Here is an 18,983-nt window from a genome sequence, read left to right as displayed (position 1 = left end):
CTACTCCGACGGGCTCGCAAACCCGACACGCTCCGCGTCGGCCAGCGCGCGCTCGCGCGCCTCGTCGATATCGAACTCTCGAACGATTTCGCCGTCTCGAATCAGTGGTTCGAGCAACGCCTCGCCGTCTTCGGGGCCGTCCTGACTTGCCAGCCCGATGTGGTGGCTGCCGTCGGGCGTCCGGTAGACTGCCTTTTTGCCGTCGAGTTTCCCCCGCTTGGCGACGAGTTCGCCCTCGCGTTCGACGATGTCCAGCGCGAAATCCATCGGGTCGGCGTCGGTCATATAGCTCCCGACGCCGAACCCGTCAGCCACGCCACCCAGTTCACGAATCGAGTCAGGATTCATGCCGCCGCTTGCGAAAATGTCGATATCTTCGTGCCCGCGAGCGTCGAGTTTCCAGCGGAGTTCCTTCAGGATGTGCTCGAAATCCCCGCGGCGCGAAGACGTTGTGTCGATACGAACGCTGTCGAGGTTGTCGACGGCTTCGATAGCCCGCAGTGACTCCTCGACTTCGTCGGAGTAGGTGTCACAGAGCGCGACCCGGGGCACATCTGTCCCGACAGCCTCGTCGAAGGCGCGCCAGGCCTGCTCCTGGTTGTTGCGGCCGAAGGCAATAATCAGCGCATGTGGCATCGTCCCGCCAGCCTCCCGGCCGAGTTGCTCTGCACCGGCGACGTTCGAGACACCGTCGAGTCCGGCAATCAGTGCGCTGCGTTCGACCATCGCAGCAAGCGATGGGTGAACGTGTCGAGTGCCGAAACTCAACACCAGCGACTCCGGGGCGGCCAGTCTCGTTTCCAGTCCGGCAGTCGCCATCGCTGTCGGGTGTGAGAGAAAGCCCAGAAACGCAGTTTCCAGTCGGCAGAACTCCAGATACGGCCCCTCGATTCGCATCACCGGCCCGCCGTCGAACAACTGCCCTTCCCGGAGGGCGTCGACATCGACCGCCCTCCCTTCGAGCAGGTGTGCAGCGTCTTTGACGCCAGCAAAGAGATTCCAGTCCCCGCGTGGGAACTGCGAGGCGGTCACCTCCGCGACGACGTGGGGATTCTGTCCGGCGTGCTCCAGCGCTTCGACAGTCCGGTCGAAGTAGGCGTCGGTACAATCGCCCGCCGCAATCCGCGCTGGCGGGACGATATCGAACGCAGTCATGGACAGTGGTTCGATGGGTATCGAGGAAAAGATTGCCCCTCAGCCGTGGATTTCCGTAAGCGCCTCACGGTCGGGACCGCCGACGATTTCGACGCGGTTCCCGTCGACTGACACGCGGTATGCACCCTCGAACGAGCCGGATTCGATGATATACGAGGAGGTGCCACGGGCCAAGCCACCGTTTCGTTCGAGTACCTGCTCAAAGGCGCCGGCGAATTCCTCGGCTTCCTCGGTGTTCTCCCACGCGAGTTCCCAGACGTAGCCGTACTCTGTGTTACTGCGGTAGGGGACGATCCGGTCGCCGGTCCAGCCCTCGACTGCGGGGTGGTCGTAGCGTCTCGGGTCCTCGTTTTCGGCGACGCCGTTGGCCGCGAGCATGGCGTATATCGACGCCGCGCCGAGGGTATCTCCTGTTGGCTCGTGGTCGAAACGCTCCCACTCGGGGGTTGAGCGGTCTGGAATCGTGATCTCTGTTGGCTCGGCGACACCGTCGTCGTCGATAATCGCTGCGGTCGTCCGCGGCGGGTTCTCGTGGCGCTCGTTGACTGCTTCCCAGCCACCCGCTTGCTCGAGTTGCTGGACGTAGGTCGGACCCACCCGGTAGGGCTGGCCGACGACCAGCGAAATTGCTTCGGGAAGTTCCGAGGCGTCTGGCTGTTCGGCGCCAACGGCTTGCTCCGGGCGCACGCAGTCCCACTGCTGACACCATTCCTTCAGGTAGAGATGGGAAACGAGGCCGGCCTCACCCTCGATGAGGGTGTCGTAGGCGGCCTGCTGGTCGCGGGTGGACTGGCCGAACTCCAGGCCGTATTGTTGGTCCTGCAGGGCGTGCGTCAACTCGTGAACCAGCGTGTCCATTCCCACTGTTGGCGTCTCAGATTCGCTGACGATGACGATATCGTTCGTTCCGGCCCGGTAGTAGCCTGTGACTGACGTGCCGAAGGCGTCTTCGACCAGCGCTGTTGCGTCGCGGTCCTGCCCGACCAGAAATAGCCCTCGCCAGATTTGATTCTCCCACGCGCCGCCACCGGGACTCACCTGTCCGTTCCGTTGCTCTCGGTACTGTTCACGGTCGATTATCTCCACGTCGACTGGTTCCTTGTAGTTGAGTTCGCGGACGGCCTCGATTCTGGCCATCGTCCGGTTGACCAGTCGTCCGAGTTCCGCCTCTGTCAGCCCATCCTCGACGGTGACGTTGATGTCGTCGTCGTACTCGACACCGCCAACCTCGCCGTAGCCGTCGGGAACCTCGCGGCCGGTGTCGCCGAGGATACCACCACAGCCTGCAAGAACGACAACTGCGGCGACGACGAGGAGTCCGGCTGACTGGCGGCGCATTGACTCGAACTGAGGTCGCAACGAAAATAAGTGCCGCGCTCGCCAGCTTTCGTTTTTATGTGCGGCGGGCGACTATCCCCGTGTATGCGCTTCGACCCCGACCGGACGGCAGTAGTTATCGTCGATATGCAAAACGGCTTCTGTCACCCCGATGGGAGCCTCTACGCCCCGGGGAGTGAGGAAGCAATCGACCCCTGTGCCGAACTGGCAAACAGGGCGCGGGAAGCGGGTGCAGAGGTCATCTACACGCGGGACGTTCACCCGCCCGAGCAGTTCGACGACGCCCACTACTACGACGAGTTCGAGCGCTGGGGCGAGCACGTTCTCGAAGACTCGTGGGAGGCCGAACTTGTCGATGGCCTTGGGGCGGACCCCGACGACCACGTCGTGGTCAAACACACCTACGACGCCTTCCACGAGACTGAACTCGACGGCTACCTCTCGGCACACAACATCGACAATCTCGTCTTCGCCGGCACGCTCGCAAACGTCTGCGTGCTCCACACCGCCGGCAGTGCGGGCCTGCGTGACTACCGGCCTGTGCTCGTCGAAGACGCAATTGGGTTCATCGAAGAAGCTGACCGCGACTATGCGCTCGACCACGCCGAGTGGCTGTTCGGTGAGGTAACGGACCTCGACGCAATCAGTTTCGCGTAGGTTCGTCACCGCCGTCGGCGGTCAGTGCTGCCTCGCTCGTCGTCTCCTCGCCAACCGCACGGTCGAATGTGAGCGTCACAGTGGTTCCGTCGTCTGCGTCGAAGGAGAGTTCGCCGCCGGATTTGTCCATCACCCAGTAGACCAACCACAGTCCGAGTCCAGTTCCGTGCTGCAGTTGTGTCTCCTCGCGGTCCCGCAGGGTTTCGATTTCGTGAGATTCGATGCCCGGGCCGTTGTCTGTAACGTGCAGTTTCAGTTGCTCGCCGACAGGTTCGATATCGACTCGAACCAGTGGATTCTCGGCGGTGTTGTACCGGGCCGCGTTGTCGAGGATGTCCCGGAGTGCCCGGTCAATCTGTGGCACTGCCTGGACTGCTCGTGGCTGCCTCTCGGTGAACTCGAAGGTCACCTCGGGGTACTCCTCGCGGAGTTCCTCGAGCAGTGTGTCGAGTTCGGCCGTGAGGTCACGGGTAACTCGGTTGTCGGTTTCGACGAGTTGCTCGATCGTTCGCGCTTTTGTGCTCCACTCGAGAATCTGGTCGGTCTTTTTGACGATAGTCTCGTATCTGTCGCGTTCAACTGGATTGTCAATATCGGCAAGCAGTTCGGCGTTGGCGCGGACGACGTTCAGTTCGTTGCGCAAATTGTGGCGCAAAAACCGGCTCTGGAGGTTCTTCAGCAGTTCGAGTTCCTCCTCACGCCGCCGAAGTTGTCGCTCCTGTTTGCGTTGTTCGGTGATATCACGACAGACGAGCACGCGCGCGAGGAGATTGTCGCGATAATCGGTAATCGGCGAGCTGTTGACGTTGATTGCTCGCTGTTCGCCGTCGATGTCGAGTTCGAGTTGCTGCTGGTCGTCCGCGAGGATGTCCTCGATTTGCTCCGTCTCGAACAGGTCGGTCGCTGGCTTGCCGGCCGCGGAGCCGTCGATGCCGAAGGCCTCCCGGGTGGCGCTGTTGGTGGTGATAACCTCGTTGTCCTCGTCGAGTACGATCACCATGTCCTCCATCTCTTCGAGCACCGTCTGGCGGGCCACTGGAATCGCGTCGAGCAGCCGCAACTGGAAGGTTGCGAACATCAACACGCCCGCAGTGCCGACGAAACTCACCGGCGTGAGGTCAAACTGTGTGATATCGAAGTGGAAGGCGAGGTTGACCGCTGTCGGGAAGAGAATCGCGAGAAACACGGCTCCGAGCTGTCGGCGGTAGCCGGCGTTGGCCCGGAGCATCATCCCGCCGAGTAGCCCGAGACTCATGATGACAAACACGTACGAGTAGACGGTGTGGGCCAGAAACAGCGGCGTCTGGACGAGTTCGTAGCCCCACGGAAGAGCGTCGTTGACACGAGCCTCGAACAACAGCGACCGCGCTGGCGACAGCGCCAGCGCAATCTCCGTGAGTGGGACGACTGAAAGCAACGTCACGAGTCGCCAGTCGATATACCGCTCGCGACCCGTGTACTCCAGTCCAAGAAAGAACATCCCGATGACCGTGATTTCGATACCGAGAATGCGCAACGCCATCCCGAAGCCTGCATACCGCAACATCCGGAGCTGGATCTGCAGCAGTTCGGAGCCGACCCAGAGACTGATTCCCGTGAACATCACGATGAGCGACGTGACGCCTCGCTTCTGGCGGTACTGCAGACAGTAGGCGAGAAATCCCAGCGAGATACAGAGGCCCCCCAGTAACAGCAGTTGGAGCACTGGAAATGCAGTTGTGACCCCCTTCATTCGCTTATCTACTACTTTGCACCCACATAAATTGGTATTGGCCACAGAATGAGATCTGATACTCACTGACAGTGTGCTGAGATTCAAGACAGCCGGGGTCCTACTGCCTGCCATGGGGCCTTCGACAGGCGACATCGAGTACCGGCCGGCGACACACGACGATTACGAGGCTGTGGTCGAATTTACTGACAAAACCTGGGCTGACCTCGATGTCGAGGTCTCTGATTATCTGCCCGATGTCTACCACGACTGGATTGACGGCGACAACCGCCAGACCATCGTTGCCGACGCCGGCGACGACATTGCAGGTATTGCACAGGTAGTCGCGCTCTCCTCGTGGGAGGGCTGGGCCCAGGGGATGCGCGTCAACCCAGCCTTCCGTGGCGAGGGTATCGGCCGGGCAATTAACGACCACCTCTTCAGGTGGGCTCGCGAACAGGACCTTACAGTCGTCCGGAATATGGTCTTCTCGTGGAATCAGGCCGGTCTTGGCCAGTCCCGCGCGCTCGGCTACGAGCCAACGACGGAGTTTCGCTGGCTGCACCCTGACCCAGACGCCGACGCGGTTGCAGACCTCGACAGCTACCGTGGCGAGGCCGACGCCGCGTGGGCGTACTGGACGACCAGCGACGCCCGGGACCACCTCCGCGGGCTCGGGCTCGATACCGAGGAATCGTGGGCGCTCCGCGAACTGACTCGGGAGACACTCGCTCGTGCTGCTGAGGACCAACGACTGCTGACTGTGGGCGAGGACACGACTCACGGCTTTGCGTACCTGTCTCGAACTGTGGACAACGCAGGCGAGGACGACACACAGCGACTGGCAGAATACGGTGTCGCGGCGTGGGCTGACCTTGACGCGGGTCGAGAACTCTTGGCTGGGATTGCCGCCGACGCAGCGGCCCGTGACGCTGACACTGTTCGGGTGCTGATTCCAGAGACACCACGGTTCGTCTCCGATGGCGCACACCTTCGGGCTGGCATCGGGCAGAATCCCGATTTCGTCCTCTCGACCGAGCTCAGTCCCACTGTGCGCCGGGATTTGTAACTGCGCCAGGACCATCTTTTTCCGATTCGGGTGTGCTGCGCACACCGCTCGTCGCAAAAATATGGGTGAAAAAGGCCGCGAGCGTGCAGCAGCGCGCTCGCGGTAGAGTCAAGCTAGCCCAGACAGCATGACACCGCTCTCACGGCTTCGCCGTTCGAGTGGATCGAGACCTCGCTTCGCTCGGTCTCGCACTCAGTCCCACTGTGCGCCGGGATTCGTCACTGCGCCGTTGGCCGCCGACCCGAAGTCACGGACGACCATCTTTTTCCGACTCGGGTGTGCTGCGCACACCACTCGTCGCAAAAACATGGGTGAAAAAAGCCGCGAGCGTGCAGTGGCGCGCTCGCGGTGGAGTTAGTCGAACCGCACCGCTGACTACCTACTCCATTGCGCGCCAGGATTCGTCACCGCACCGTTGGCCGCCGACCCGAAGTCACGGACGTGCTTTGCGAGCACGCCGTTCTCGTAGGCTGGCTCTGGGTCGTGGTCCTCCAGTCGCTGTTCGAGTTCTTCATCCGAGACGTCGACCGACAGTTCCAGTTCGTCGATGTCGATAGTGACGGTATCGCCGTCCTCCAGCGCGGCAATTGGACCGCCGACGTACGCTTCCGGTGCAACGTGACCGATGGAAAACCCTCGCGTCGCGCCCGAGAACCGCCCATCAGTAAACAGCGCCACATCCTCGGCGTGACCCTGTCCGGCCACCGCGGAGGTGACACCGAGCATCTCACGCATTCCGGGGCCGCCTCGTGGCCCCTCGTTTCGGATGCAGATAACGTCTCCAGATTCGACGTTTCCTTCCTGCACGTACTCCATCGCGCCCTCCTCGCGCTCGAAGACCTGCACCGGCCCTTCGTGACGGAGGTGGTCCTCGCCGGTGATTTTGATGACCGCACCGTCGGGCGCGAGGTTGCCCGTCAGAATTCGGATTGCGCCGCGCTCGTGAATCGGCTCGTCGACCGGGTAGAGATAATCCACGTCCAGGTCCTCGATGGCTGGCGGGTCGATTGCGTCGAGTTCTTCGGTGATTGTGTTGCCCGTCACCGTCAGCGCGTCGCCGTGGAGCAGGCCGGCGTCGTTGAGTGCCTTCAACACGACTGGCACGCCGCCGACTTCGTGGAGGTCGTTCATCACGCGCGTCCCGCCGGGCTGGAGGTTCGCAATCTTGGGCGTGCGCGCGCTGATTTCGTTGAACGTCTCGATATCGAGGTCGATGCCCGCCTCTGCGGCCAGCGCGAGCAGGTGCAACACGGCGTTGGTCGACCCGCCGATGGCAACCTGCAGGGCAATTGCGTTCTCGAAAGACTCTCGCGAGAGGAAATCGGAGGGTTTGCGCTGTGCCTCGACAGCCTCGATAGCGAGTTCGCCTGCGCGCTGGGCCTCGACGTATCGGCCCTCGTCCTCGGCCGGTGGCGACGCACTCCCCAGCGGCGAGAAGCCCAGTGCCTCCGAGATGGAGGCCATCGTGTTCGCGGTGAACATTCCACCACAGGAGCCAGCACCGGGACAGGCGTTGCGCTCCATCTCGTCGAGTTCGTCGGGGCTCATGTCGCCGTCGGAGACAGCGCCGACACCCTCGAAGACGTTCTGGATGGTAATCTCGCGGCCGCCGTGCTCGCCGGGCATAATCGAGCCACCGTAGAGGAAGACACTCGGCAGGTCCGCGCGAATCGAGGCCATCATCATCCCCGGCATGTTCTTGTCACAGCCACCGATGGTGACGAGGCCGTCCATTCGCTCGCCGAAGGCAACCAGTTCCACGGAGTCGGCGATGATCTCACGCGAGATGAGCGAGGCACGCATTCCCTCGGTGCCCATCGAAATCGCGTCGGAGATAGTGATGGTCCCGAACTCGATTGGCATGCCGCCAGCCTCGTCGACACCCTCGTAGGCGGCGTCGGCCACGTCGTCGAGGTGAACGTTGCAAGGGGTGATATCTGCGGCTGGGTTGGCGATGCCAATCATCGGCGCCGACAAGTCCTCGTCGTCGTAGCCCATCGCGCGGAACATCGCACGGTGCGGGGCACGCTCGGTACCCTGTGTCACCTCGTTGCTCGGGAGGTCGGGGTCCTTCTCGTATCGTAACTCCTCGGCTGGCTCTTCGTCGCTGCTCATATCCCTGTGGTGGCACCCGCTGAACTTAAACGGTGCTTTCGACGGGTGTTGTCGATTTCTAACCAACGAACGGATCCATCGAAGTTGACGACTCTCTCACGGCCGAAGTCTCCAGCTGTTCCTCGAATGCTGAGATTTAAGTAGGAACTGGCAGGCAAAGTTCACTGTCTGAAGTGATGAATTCGACCGACGATAGTGCAGACAACGGGCTGCACTTCGATGCCGAGGAGGACCTCTTGAGACGTTACGAACAGATGATCCAGACTCAGATATCGACGCTGAACGATATTGACGACAAGGCCGCATACGTCGCTCGACTGGTCGCAATCCTGACCGGATTGATACTGAGTGCAGCCTCCCTCGCAGCGAGCAGAGCCGAAATATCACTGAACGTGGACACAGGTGCTGTCCTCCTTCTGACTGGTTCGTCGGTGTCCGCGTTTTTCATCTCTGTCGTGCTTGCGATTCTAACCTATCTGAAAAGCGAATTTGAGTACGGACCGACTATCGGGATGGGACGGTATATGTCGAGGTACAAAGTGGACGAACAGCAGTACAAGGATGTCCTCCTCAGGAGCTACGCCACTGCTATCGAAAACAACAGAACGGTTGTCGTAGCAAATGCTCGACGGTTCCAGACGAGTCTTGCCGCACTCTTAGCTGGACTATTCCTCCTCTTCGGGAGTGCAGCGCTTCTCGTGTTGCCACCTGCCCCAATGGTTCAGTACGGCACCGCAGGCCTGTTTGTTATCGCCGCTACGTGTGTCGCCCTGGTTATTAACCACGGTGCATATTTAAGATTGGAAGAGCAAGATCATAACAATGAGTGACAAGAAGCCTGAGGGGAACCTCGCAGACGCGGACGGAGTCTCGGAAGACGAAGAGGGGAATCCGCAGGCCGAATTCGAGACGCTGCAAAAAGGCGCCGACGACTCCGACGCGGATCAGTAGCAAGGACTACTCTACCAACGCGCGACACACTACCTTTTGTTCACCATGTCACCGCCATCTGCTCCGCGTCTCCGACGGCGACTCGGAGGGGGACTCGCGATTGGCCGCGGATAGCTCTGGTGTATCCAAGAGTAACGAGAGGACAAAAACCACGAACCCGACGATCACCAAGGTCAGCGCAATTCCGACTAACTGCAGGACCAGCGCCACGAACAGCCCCAGCACTGTCAGATATATTGCGACCAGCGCGCCTCCTCGATTCATTTTGTCCACTTGTTGTGTCTTTCAGTTGTTAGTAGTTGCGCTCGCCTCGACGAGTGGTGTCACGAACGGCTCTCGTGAGGACTGATTCGACCGCTAGCGTTCGATCAGCAACCGAGACAAGTCTCCACAAACGACCTGTGTCAACGCCCGACAGGAACGGTAGGCCTACTCAAATAATGAGTATAAGGGACATTTATCATGGTTTTTCATAACGTTTTTCTATCCGTGCCAATTCCAAATAGACGCCAAGCGAGCCGCGCATGAAACGCGGCACTACATACCAACTATGACACAAGATAACGACGGAGTTGACGAAGTTGCGTCCCGAGTCCAGAGCACAGACCCGTACATGTGTGATGTGGACAACGAGGCCGCCCGAGAACTGCGAGACAAACTGAACAACCAGGATTTCGTTTTCGCACCTGGTACCTACCACGCCCTCGACGCGCGACTGGCCGAGATGGCCGGTCTCGACGCTGTCTACATGTCGGGTTACTCCACAGTCCTCGGCCAGTTCGGCTTCCCGGACCTGGAGATGGTCGACATGCGAGAGATGGTCGAGAACGCAAAGCGGCAGGTCGAAGCGACGAACCTGCCAATCATCGCGGACTGTGACACCGGCTACGGTGGCATCCACAACGTCCAGCGAGCAGTGCGAGAGTACGAGAAAGCAGGCGTTGCAGCGGTCCACATCGAGGACCAGACGACGCCAAAACGCTGTGGCCACATCGCCGGCAAGCAGATCATCTCGCGAGACCAGGCTGAGGCCCGCTTCAGCGCGGCCGTCGACGCCAAACAGTCCGAGGACACCATCATCATCGCCCGAACCGACGCCTACGGCTCGGCGAACGGTGACTGGGAAGAGCACCTCGAGCGAGGCCGACTCTACGCCGACTGTGGCGTCGACCTCGTCTGGCCCGAGATGCCGGACCCATCGCGTGAGGACGCTGTCGAATACGCCGAAACGATTCACGAGACTCACCCTGACCTGAAACTGGCCTTCAACTACTCCAGCTCCTTCGCCTGGAGTGAAGAGGAAGACCCACTCACGTTCCAGGAGCTGGGCGACCTCGGTTACAAATACCAGTTCATCACGCTGTACGCCCTGCACAGTGGCGCACACGCCGTCTACGAGGACATGGTCAACATCGCCGAAAACGACGAAGAGGCACAGTGGGACCTCGAAGACCGCTACCTCGGTCACCCGACCGAAAGCCACCACGAGCTTTCCTTTGTCCCACGATTCCAGAACATCGAGGCGCAGTACGACCCTGACGCCAAGCAGCGACAGCAGGACTCTGCAGGCTTCAGCGACGACGAAGAAGAAGCAGTCATCACCAGCGACAACGACGACTGACGACGGTTACTGACGATTTCTGCAGGACAGCACTTTTGCTGTCTTTCTCTCTTTTCAGTCTCGAGCCGTGCGTGTCTCGTGTGACCTGGTGCGATTGCGACTACCGCTAACAGAGACCGAAACAGCATTGGTTTATTGGTGGCGAGCAGAAGACGTGCTATGAGCGAGGAGTCACACCAGGAACTCGGGATTACCGAGTCGAAAGAACACAGTACGGGCGACTGGTACGCAGAGGTCGTCCAGAAGGCCGGGCTGGCGGATTACGCTCCGATGGGCGGGTTCATCGTCACGAAACCGCGGGGCTACGCCATCTGGGAACGCATGCAGGACTATCTCGACGGCTGGTTTAAAGACACCGGCGTCCAGAACGCCTACTTCCCACTCTTTATCCCCGAGAGCTATCTCGAAAAGGAGAAAGACGTCGTCGAAGGATTCGACCCCGAAGTGGCGTGGGTCACCCACGGCGGCTACGACGAACTCGAAGAGCGACTCGCAGTTCGGCCAACGAGCGAGTCCATCATTGCGCCGTTTATGGCCCAGTGGATTCGCTCACATCGTGACCTCCCGATGCAACTGAACCAGTGGTGTTCGGTCGTTCGCTGGGAGGCCACAGAGACCAAGCCGTTCTTCCGGACCAAGGAGTTCCTCTGGCAGGAGGGCCACACCGCCCACCGCGATATGGACGGCGCGTGGGACGAGACGATGACACGACTGGAGCAGTACGAACGACTCTACAAAGACGTTCTCGCCATCCCGCCGCTGGTCGGTCGGAAACCCGAACACGACAAGTTCCCCGGCGCACACACCACGACGACCATCGAGGCACTGATGCCTGACGGGAAAAGCGTTCAGGGGGCAACCTCACACTATCTCGGCACCTCCTTCGCGGAGGCGTTCGATATCACCTACGCCGACGAGGACCAGGACGACCAGACAGCCCACACTACCTCGTGGGGGCTGTCCTGGCGGGCGATGGGCGCGCTCATCATGACCCACAGCGACGACCAGGGGCTCGTGCTTCCGCCGACGCTCGCGCCAAAGCAGGTCGTCATCGTCCCGATCTGGCAGGAAGACAACAAAGAAGAAGTCGTCGACTACGCTGCCGAGCTGGAGGAGACCCTCGCCGACGCGGGCGTGCGTGTCCACCTCGACGACCGCGAGAACCGCAACCCTGGCTTCAAGTACAACGAGTGGGAGCTCAAGGGCGTGCCGCTGCGAATCGAGGTCGGTCCGAACGAAGTCGAGGACGAGATGGCAACGCTTGTCCACCGGCCCGACGGCGAGAGCGAAGCGGTCGACCGAGAGGGACTCTCGGAAACTGTCGACGACCACCTCGAAACAATCTTCGCAAAACTGTACGCCAGCGCCGAGGAGACCCTCGACGGCGCGACCCGGGAAGCCCAGAGCCGCGAGGAGATTCTCGGCACCCTCGGCCAGCACGGCGGCTACGTGAAGTGTGGCTGGTGTGGTGAGGAAGACTGCGAGGAACCGATCAAGGAGGCGATGGCAGCGGAAATTACGATGGTGCCACTGGAGCGCGACGAGGAACCGATCCACGACGAGTGTGCAATTTGTGGCGAGGACGCTGAAGAGACGGCGTACTTCGCGCGGACGTACTAATTTCCGGCGAGCACTGCGAGGCGGTTCGCTCGGCGCTTGCGCCGAGGACTTTTTCGCCGACGTTTTTCAAGGAGTGGTGTGCGGAGCACACCCGACGCAGAAAAAGGTCGGTACCGGCGTACTTCGCGCGGACGTACTAATTTCCGGCGAGCACTGCGTGGCGGTTCGCTCGGCGCTTGCGCCGAGGACTTTTTCGCCGACGTTTTTCAAGTCGAGCGAGACCAGCGGTCTCGCTAACCATGCGAACGGCGCTGCGAGGCGCGGTAGCGCCTCGAAGTCGCGGCGCGTAGCGCCGCGCTGCCCGTGAGCAGAGAGTGGTGCCCGCAGCGAACGGAGTGAGCGGGGACACCCGACGCAGAAAAAGGTCGGTACCGGCGTACTTCGCGCGGACGTACTAACTGCCGCCGCTGGCGTGGTTTCACAGAGCCCCGAGCAGCGCGAACGCCGAGTTACTGCTCCGACTCGCCATCTACCGTGTAGGCGTCCTCGTCTGCAGTGTGGCGGATTTCGACACGGACGACGTTGAGGGTATCGTCGACGACAGCCTCGCAGATTTCTCCTGATGCTGTGAACGTTACCTGCATCCGGAACGGCGATTCAGAGAGGAGTTCGAGGCCATCATCGGAGACAAAGTCATCGACTTCCCAGTAGTGTTTGTTCCGATAGTCGACGAAATGGCGTTCGTGGAAATCGTTGACCGCCGGGTCCCGGCGCGCAATCGCTGCGAAGGAAGTCCTGACCCGGCGGTGACAAACGTCACAGATTATCTCTGGGAGCACGTCGAAGGGAAGCCCATCAGCTGTGTCTTCCGTGATACCGTGGTTGACTGGCCCGCCACAGGTCGGACAGATACCCGCGTAGGCCTGCTCGACCTGCTCGAACGACCATTCCTCGAAGGCAGCGAGGGCCTCTTCGGGGTCACGCCCGCGAATGAGACTCGGTGGGGCGTCGACTTCGAGCATCTGGTGGTCACACTCCCGGCAGGCGATGATGAATTGCTCGTCAGCGTATGCGGCGTCGAGTGTCTCCAGGCCGCAGTTGTTGCAGATGCCGTCGACACCGAACGGCGGCAGTTCCGGGCTGTCGGTGTACAGGCCAGCCGACACCGCGCGGGCGAGGCGTTCACCTGCAGCCGTGAGTCTGTATCCGTCGTCGGGTTTTGTGACGAAGTGTCCCACAAGCTGGGAGAGATGGTAATTGAACTGGCCGCTGTCCTCGACACCGACCCGGTCCTGTAACTCGGAGAATCCGATGGGCTCGCCGGTCGCCTCGTCCAGCGCAGCGATGATGTTCAGACGGACATCCTCGCCCAGAAGCGAGAAGGCATCCGCTGGGTCCAGACTCTCCTCACTCATCGTCGCTCCGTCCCGTTGCGGGGCAGCACATGCACCTCTTTCGACGCCGTCCGTCAAAAAACCCTCCTGAAACCGTGCTCAGTTCACCGCCCCGCACAGCGCTGGATAACGAACCGCCCGGGGCCGCTCGAAAACAGACTCGAATGTGGGTAGACTGAATTGTTCGGTTTCGACTTCCTCACGGTCCCTCCGGACGGGGCCTGTGAAACGGCTACAACTGAAGATTACTTCAGTAAGTCGTCTTACAGAAGTATCATTCAGATTACTATTATGTGGCTGACGCCCCTTCTATACAGATACAATGAGAGTAACACCATCGCAGACGGAATACACAACGTTGAGTGGGACAGTTACGAGTGCGCTCGTCGTAGTGGCGCTGTTCGCTGGCGTGTTTGTCATCGCAAGTCATCCAGTCCTGGCCGCGCTGGTCGGCGCTGGGGCTGTGGTCGCTGGGTTATTGGCGCGGACGGTCTGGCAGCAGACGAAGTCGAAGTTGCCCGGTCTCTACGGCCGCCTTCGGGTCGGTAACAATGAGCGACCGGCAGCACCGTCTGGACGCTGAGGCTTATTTGACGACTTCGGCGAAGGCGACGTTCTGTTTCACCTGTTCGATTTCGACAGTTGGCTGTTCGCCCGGCTCAGCTCCGGGAACGATGACGACGTAGCCGCGTTCGACTTTTGCGATGCCGTCCCCCTGGTCACCGACAGATTCGATTTCGACTGTCCGGACCTCCCCTTCGTCGACTGGTGGTTCGGGCTGTGTTTCGTGCTCGGCGTAGTCGTCGTCGGATGGCTCGACTGTTTCGGCTGGTACCGCCTCAGAATCGCTGCCTTGCGGGAGCACGGCGATGCGGTAGGTCTCGCCGGGGGCTGCCGCCTCGTGTTCGATCTCAGAGTCAGGAATCTCGATATAGTAGCGGTCGTCGTGTTCTTCAACAGTCGCAGTGAACAAACTTCGCAGTGAGTCAGGAATCTCGACCATACAATGTTTCCTGGTTCGCACGGTACGCTCATTAACTTTTGCAGGACTCGCCGGCATAGTTGGCCCGCCACGCCCCGAACGTGTTCGCGATAACCGCTGATGTGGTCGAGTGCTTTCCTTCTGGTATGAGAGGAATTCGCTCGATGCTCGGCGGCGAGGACGCGGAGTTCACCGACCCGACGGCCTTCGAGGCGGAATATATCCCAGAGTCCGGCTCGTTCCTGCGCGGCCACGACGTGCTCACCGGCCAGCGCCACGTTGCGTTTCACCAGCTCACAGCCGAACTTTTCGAGGAACGTGGCGTCTACGACATGACCTTCGGGTACAATCTCGCCAAATTGAATCGAGACACTCGTCACCCCGGCGCAGGTTATCGGTACGCTGTCGACGCCGAGGATTCGACTGTTCTCTGGGCAGAGTTCTCGCCGACGACGGAGTTCTGCCCGCAGACTGATACGCTCACGAAGGGGTCGTTCCGCGCGTGGAACGGCAACCCAGAGCGTCACGAGTTCGACCTGGTTCGCGTTCGCGCCGCCGAGAGCCACCAGCAAAGCGAGGCCGTCAACGAGGCGCTCGCCGAGATGGAAGCGCAGTACCGCGAGACCGGCGAAATTGACGCCGCGGAGTCTGACGCAGCGGCTCCGGAACCAACAGTCGACGGAGACGCTAATCCGGACGCGCCGTTTTGACCTGCCCCGGTGTTTATGTGCTAACCAGCGGTCGGTTCTCGTATGGACTCGATTGGTGCAACCGCAACCGAACTCGCCAAGGCAATCCGGAGCGGCGAGACGACAGCAGAAGCCGTGCTCGACGCGCATCTCGACCGCATCGCCGAGCACGACGAACTGAACGCCTTCGTGACTGTCATCGAAGAGTCGGCCCGCGAACAGGCCCGACGCGCCGACGAGGCCGCCGACGCCGGCGAAGACCTCGGCCCACTGCACGGCGTGCCGGTCGCAATCAAAGACCTGACCCAGCGTAAGGCCGGCGTCCAGCACACGCTGGGGCTGGCACCGCTGTCCGACAACGTCGCCAGCACCGACTCAGTGACCGTCGAGCGACTGGAAGCCGCTGGCGCGGTGATTCTCGGCACCACGAATACACCTGCGCTCGGACATACGATCAAGACGGACAACAGGCTGCAGGGGGCCACGCCGACGCCGTTCGACCTGACACGCTCGGCAGGTGGCTCCTCCGGGGGGTCGGCGGCGGCACTCGCCGGTGGATTGACGCCACTCGCAACGGGGTCGGATATCGGTGGCTCGCTCCGCGTGCCGGCTGCCTGCTGTTACGTCGCCAGTCTCAAACCGACGTTTGGACGGGTTCCGGCCGACGACGGCGGTGTCGACCGGTTCAGCCACCACACGCCATTTCTGGTGCTCGGTTCACTCGCCCGTACCGTCGAGGACGTGGCGCTGAGCTACGACGTACTCGCCGGCCCGGACGACCGCGACCCCTTCTCGCTGCCGGCGACTCCAGCAACACGCGACCAACTCGACCAGCCACCCGAAACCCTCTCGGCGGCCTACAGTCCTGACCTCGGCCTCCAGCCAGTCGCGCCAGAAGTCAGGGACGCCGTCGGTGCGGCCGTCGACGACCTCGCCAGCGCCGGTGTGACTGTCGAGGAGCGCGACCCAGACCTGCCCGACTACGCCACGTTGAGTGAGGCCTACATGACCCAGGTCGGTGTCTTCTTCGCCGGGATGGCCCGGGGCATCGAGGAGGCGTTCGGTATCGACTTCGAGACTGCCGACGTTGTCGACACGGTTCGGTCGACGATTGCGCTCGGTGAGAGCGCCGACCCTGTCGAGGCGCAGTTGAAAAACCGCGTTCGGACCGCCGCCTACGACGGTATCGAGGCTGTGCTCGACGAGTACGACGTGCTCGTGACGCCGACGCTGACGGTCCCACCGTACAGCAGAGACCTCGCTGACGGCTACCCGACCGAAATAGACGGGGAGGACGTGATGGGCGTACCGACCGACCAGATGCTGACGTGGGTCTTCAACGTGACCGGCCACCCAGTCGCGAACGTTCCTGCCGGACTGACCGACGACGGACTTCCAGTTGGGCTGCAGATTGTCGGGAGCCGACACGCCGAGGCGGACGTCCTCGCCGTGGCGAAGTCACTCGAAACTGTGCGGCCGTGGGCCGACGAGTACCCCTTCCGCAATTAGACCGGTTCCGGCGGTTCGTCCTGGAACTCGACCACGACCTCCCGGAAGGCGTCCGGCACGCGGGTCGGTGACCCGGAGTCGTCAACAGCGACGTGGGTGACTGTCCCCTCTGCGAGCACTTCGTCGTCGGATTTGCGTCGACACTGGTACTCGAAGGTGAGACTGGAGTCGCTAATCGACGCGATCCGAAGTGAGTTGACCAGTCGGTCCCCAAACTCCGCTGAGCCGCGGTAATCCAGTTCGACGTTGACGACGTGAACGTCCCAGCCCCGGTCTGCAAAGGTTGCGTACTCGTAGCCGATTGCGTCGAGATATTCGGTGAAGGCTTCGTCCTGATATGTCACGTAGTTGCCATAGAAGACAATTCCCTGTGCGTCTGTCTCCTCGAAGCGAACGTCGTTTTCGAAGACGTCGTGCATACCTGCTACGGTCGCTCGCCCGGGGTATAACGGCTCCGCTCGCGAGGGACTCTCAGAATAAACTTTTCTTCATACACAACAGCTCGTTTAGGATTTCAGAAAACACTATTTGTGCGTGCGTCCAGTAATAAACTGTGACTGGACATCAACAGACACTGACACCGTTTTTGTGGCGCGCTGAAAATGTATTCCCGGAGAAAGAGATAGTCGCTCGTACCCACGAGGGTATGAAACGGTATACCTACGATGAGTACGGTGACCGTGTCAGCAAACTGGCGAACGCCCTCGACAACGCGGGTGTCGAGGATGGCGACCGAGTGGGAACGATCTGTTGGAACACGGACCGACACTTCGAGACGTACTTTGCAGTTCCGAACATCGGTGCCCAACTGCACACGATCAACCCGCTGCTGCCCGACGGGCACATCCAGCATATCGTCGACGACGCCCAGAACAAGGTCATCTTTGTCGACCCATCGCTGGCGGAGAAACTCGATTCGGCCTACGAGGAAGAGTCGTTCTCGAGTGTCGAGCAGTTCGTCGTGATGGGCTCTGAGGTCCCTGACGTTTCTGTCGAACCTATCACGGACTACGAGTCTTTCATCGGCGACGAATCTACGGAGTACGACTTCCCGGAACTCTCCGAAGACCAGCCTGCAGGGATGTGTTACACCTCCGGCACGACGGGGATGCCAAAAGGTGTCGAGTACACACAGCAGATGATGCACGCCCACACGATGGCGACGATGGTTCCGCAGGCGCTGGGCATCGACGACTCAGACGTGCTGATGCCGGTGGTCCCGATGTTCCACGTCAACGCCTGGGGGATGCCGTTCTCGGCGACTGCCGCGGGTGCCAAGCAGGTCTTCCCGGGACCGTCGCCCGAACCCGCAGATATCGCCCGACTCATCGAGGAAGAGGGGGTCACACTCACCGCCGGCGTCCCGACTGTCTGGCTCGGCCTGCTCGAGTACATGGAGGACAACGAGGTTGACCTCTCCTCGCTCGAACGAGTCATCATCGGCGGCTCTGCCGCCCCGAAAGCACTCATCGAGAAGTTCGATGACCTCGGCGTCGAGGTCGTCCACGCGTGGGGTATGACCGAGATGTCCCCAATCGGCAGCGTTGCAAACCTCAAATCCGACCTCGAAGACGCACCGAAAGAACAGCAGTTCAACCTGAAGGCCAAACAGGGGCTGATCGTCCCCGGACTCGAGTTCAAGGTCGTCGACGACGACGGCAACGAAATCGAGTGGAACGGCGAAGACTTCGGTGAACTCTACGTCCGTGGACCGTGGGTCACTCAGTCCTATTTCGAGCGCCCCGACGCAAACGAAGAAGACTTCGAGGGGTCGTGGCTCAAGACCGGTGACATCGTCACCGTCGACACCGACGGCTACCTCGAAATTGTCGACCGAGCAGGCGACGTGATCAAATCTGGTGGCGAGTGGATCTCCAGTCAGGAACTGGAAAACGCCATCATGGCCCACGACGACGTCAGCGAAGCGGCGGTCATCGGCGTTCCCCACGAACGCTGGTCCGAGCGCCCAGTCGCGATGGTTGTCACTCCCGAACACGTCGACAACGAAGTCCTGACCGATGAACTCAGAGAGATGCTACTCGAGGAGTACCCCAAGTGGTGGCTCCCGGACGGCTTCAAGTTCATCGACGAGATTCCGAAAACCGCGACCGGCAAGTTCTCCAAGAAAGACCTCCGCGAGATGTACGAAGGGCAGGAGGACGAACTGCTGCAGGAAGAGGTCTCCGAGGACGCAGCGCCGGAAGAAGCAGACAACTAACGCCCGCCGTCTGT

Annotated in this window: 18 protein-coding genes; 10 read left to right on the top strand and 8 right to left on the bottom strand. The window is 61.0% G+C overall.

All coding sequences use genetic code 11. From position 1 onward, the window contains the following. Together ACMGFM_RS10005 and ACMGFM_RS10000 are read right to left on the bottom strand one after the other, a co-directional pair. Positions 1-1,155: a nicotinate phosphoribosyltransferase gene (locus ACMGFM_RS10005; RefSeq protein WP_436902415.1), complete on the bottom strand. Its 1,155-nt coding sequence runs from the start codon at positions 1,153-1,155 to the stop codon at positions 1-3. A gap of 39 nt (positions 1,156-1,194) precedes the next feature. Continuing rightward, positions 1,195-2,493, bottom strand: coding sequence for an Hvo_1808 family surface protein (locus tag ACMGFM_RS10000; protein WP_436902414.1), 1,299 nt, complete (start codon positions 2,491-2,493; stop codon positions 1,195-1,197). 84 nt (positions 2,494-2,577) lie between these two features. Between ACMGFM_RS10000 and ACMGFM_RS09995 the strand changes: the two genes are divergently transcribed. Further along, entirely contained in the window at positions 2,578-3,150 is a 573-nt protein-coding gene (locus ACMGFM_RS09995) for a cysteine hydrolase family protein (RefSeq protein WP_436902412.1), read from the top strand. On the opposite strand, the gene ACMGFM_RS09990 is transcribed toward ACMGFM_RS09995, so the two are convergent. Beyond that, a complete protein-coding gene (locus ACMGFM_RS09990; RefSeq protein ID WP_436902411.1) occupies positions 3,137-4,882 on the bottom strand; it encodes a sensor histidine kinase in 1,746 nt (581 codons plus the stop codon). The genes ACMGFM_RS09995 and ACMGFM_RS09990 overlap by 14 nt on opposite strands. Positions 4,883-4,994: 112 nt before the next feature. Here ACMGFM_RS09990 and ACMGFM_RS09985 point away from each other — a divergent pair, with 112 nt between their 5' ends. Continuing rightward, positions 4,995-5,930 carry a GNAT family N-acetyltransferase gene (locus ACMGFM_RS09985; RefSeq protein ID WP_436902410.1) on the top strand — a complete coding sequence of 312 codons (936 nt, stop codon included), beginning with the start codon at positions 4,995-4,997 and terminating at the stop codon, positions 5,928-5,930. A gap of 375 nt (positions 5,931-6,305) precedes the next feature. Here the strand turns inward: ACMGFM_RS09985 and ilvD are convergent, their stop codons facing one another. Continuing rightward, positions 6,306-8,045 (bottom strand): dihydroxy-acid dehydratase, encoded by a 1,740-nt coding sequence (gene ilvD / locus ACMGFM_RS09980; RefSeq protein WP_436902409.1) that lies wholly within the window; start codon positions 8,043-8,045, stop codon positions 6,306-6,308. Between the two features lie 176 nt (positions 8,046-8,221). Between ilvD and ACMGFM_RS09975 the strand changes: the two genes are divergently transcribed. Further along, positions 8,222-8,875: a hypothetical protein gene (locus tag ACMGFM_RS09975; protein WP_436902407.1), complete on the top strand. Its 654-nt coding sequence runs from the start codon at positions 8,222-8,224 to the stop codon at positions 8,873-8,875. Then, a complete protein-coding gene (locus ACMGFM_RS09970; protein WP_436902406.1) occupies positions 8,868-8,996 on the top strand; it encodes a hypothetical protein in 129 nt (42 codons plus the stop codon). Before ACMGFM_RS09975 ends, ACMGFM_RS09970 begins: the two co-directional genes overlap by 8 nt. Before the next feature lie 48 nt (positions 8,997-9,044). Here ACMGFM_RS09970 and ACMGFM_RS09965 read toward each other — a convergent pair whose 3' ends face one another. Continuing rightward, complete coding sequence (locus ACMGFM_RS09965; protein ID WP_436902405.1) at positions 9,045-9,260, bottom strand: hypothetical protein; 216 nt, start codon at positions 9,258-9,260, stop codon at positions 9,045-9,047. 349 nt (positions 9,261-9,609) lie between these two features. On the opposite strand from ACMGFM_RS09965, the gene aceA reads away from it, so the two are divergent. After that, the gene (aceA, locus tag ACMGFM_RS09960) at positions 9,610-10,617 is read left to right on the top strand and encodes an isocitrate lyase (RefSeq protein WP_436902607.1); all 1,008 of its coding nucleotides are present in this window, start codon (positions 9,610-9,612) and stop codon (positions 10,615-10,617) included. A 159-nt stretch (positions 10,618-10,776) separates the two neighbouring features. Next, positions 10,777-12,237 carry a proline--tRNA ligase gene (gene proS, locus ACMGFM_RS09955; protein ID WP_436902404.1) on the top strand — a complete coding sequence of 487 codons (1,461 nt, stop codon included), beginning with the start codon at positions 10,777-10,779 and terminating at the stop codon, positions 12,235-12,237. Positions 12,238-12,686: 449 nt separating this feature from the next. On the opposite strand, the gene ACMGFM_RS09950 is transcribed toward proS, so the two are convergent. Further along, a complete protein-coding gene (locus ACMGFM_RS09950) occupies positions 12,687-13,592 on the bottom strand; it encodes a DUF7351 domain-containing protein (protein ID WP_436902402.1) in 906 nt (301 codons plus the stop codon). Between the two features lie 301 nt (positions 13,593-13,893). On the opposite strand from ACMGFM_RS09950, the gene ACMGFM_RS09945 reads away from it, so the two are divergent. Beyond that, positions 13,894-14,154: a hypothetical protein gene (locus ACMGFM_RS09945; protein WP_436902401.1), complete on the top strand. Its 261-nt coding sequence runs from the start codon at positions 13,894-13,896 to the stop codon at positions 14,152-14,154. Positions 14,155-14,157: 3 nt separating this feature from the next. Here ACMGFM_RS09945 and ACMGFM_RS09940 read toward each other — a convergent pair whose 3' ends face one another. Beyond that, positions 14,158-14,574 (bottom strand): TRAM domain-containing protein, encoded by a 417-nt coding sequence (locus tag ACMGFM_RS09940; protein WP_436902400.1) that lies wholly within the window; start codon positions 14,572-14,574, stop codon positions 14,158-14,160. Positions 14,575-14,699: 125 nt separating this feature from the next. On the opposite strand from ACMGFM_RS09940, the gene ACMGFM_RS09935 reads away from it, so the two are divergent. Both ACMGFM_RS09935 and ACMGFM_RS09930 read left to right on the top strand, forming a co-directional pair. Beyond that, entirely contained in the window at positions 14,700-15,263 is a 564-nt protein-coding gene (locus ACMGFM_RS09935; protein WP_436902399.1) for a DUF7998 family protein, read from the top strand. Positions 15,264-15,305: 42 nt separating this feature from the next. After that, the gene (locus tag ACMGFM_RS09930) at positions 15,306-16,751 is read left to right on the top strand and encodes an amidase (RefSeq protein ID WP_436902396.1); all 1,446 of its coding nucleotides are present in this window, start codon (positions 15,306-15,308) and stop codon (positions 16,749-16,751) included. Here the strand turns inward: ACMGFM_RS09930 and ACMGFM_RS09925 are convergent. Next, a complete protein-coding gene (locus ACMGFM_RS09925; RefSeq protein ID WP_436902395.1) occupies positions 16,748-17,170 on the bottom strand; it encodes an acyl-CoA thioesterase in 423 nt (140 codons plus the stop codon). The two genes, ACMGFM_RS09930 and ACMGFM_RS09925, sit on opposite strands and share 4 nt — an antisense overlap. Before the next feature lie 134 nt (positions 17,171-17,304). On the opposite strand from ACMGFM_RS09925, the gene ACMGFM_RS09920 reads away from it, so the two are divergent. Beyond that, on the top strand, positions 17,305-18,969 hold the full coding sequence (locus ACMGFM_RS09920; RefSeq protein WP_436902394.1) for a long-chain fatty acid--CoA ligase: 1,665 nt from the start codon (positions 17,305-17,307) through the stop codon (positions 18,967-18,969). Positions 18,970-18,983 lie beyond the last annotated feature (14 nt).

The organism is Halovenus halobia, from assembly GCF_051414135.1.
Classification (GTDB): Archaea; Halobacteriota; Halobacteria; order Halobacteriales; family Haloarculaceae; genus Halovenus; species Halovenus halobia.
This window is presented reverse-complemented; position numbering and strand designations above follow the sequence as displayed.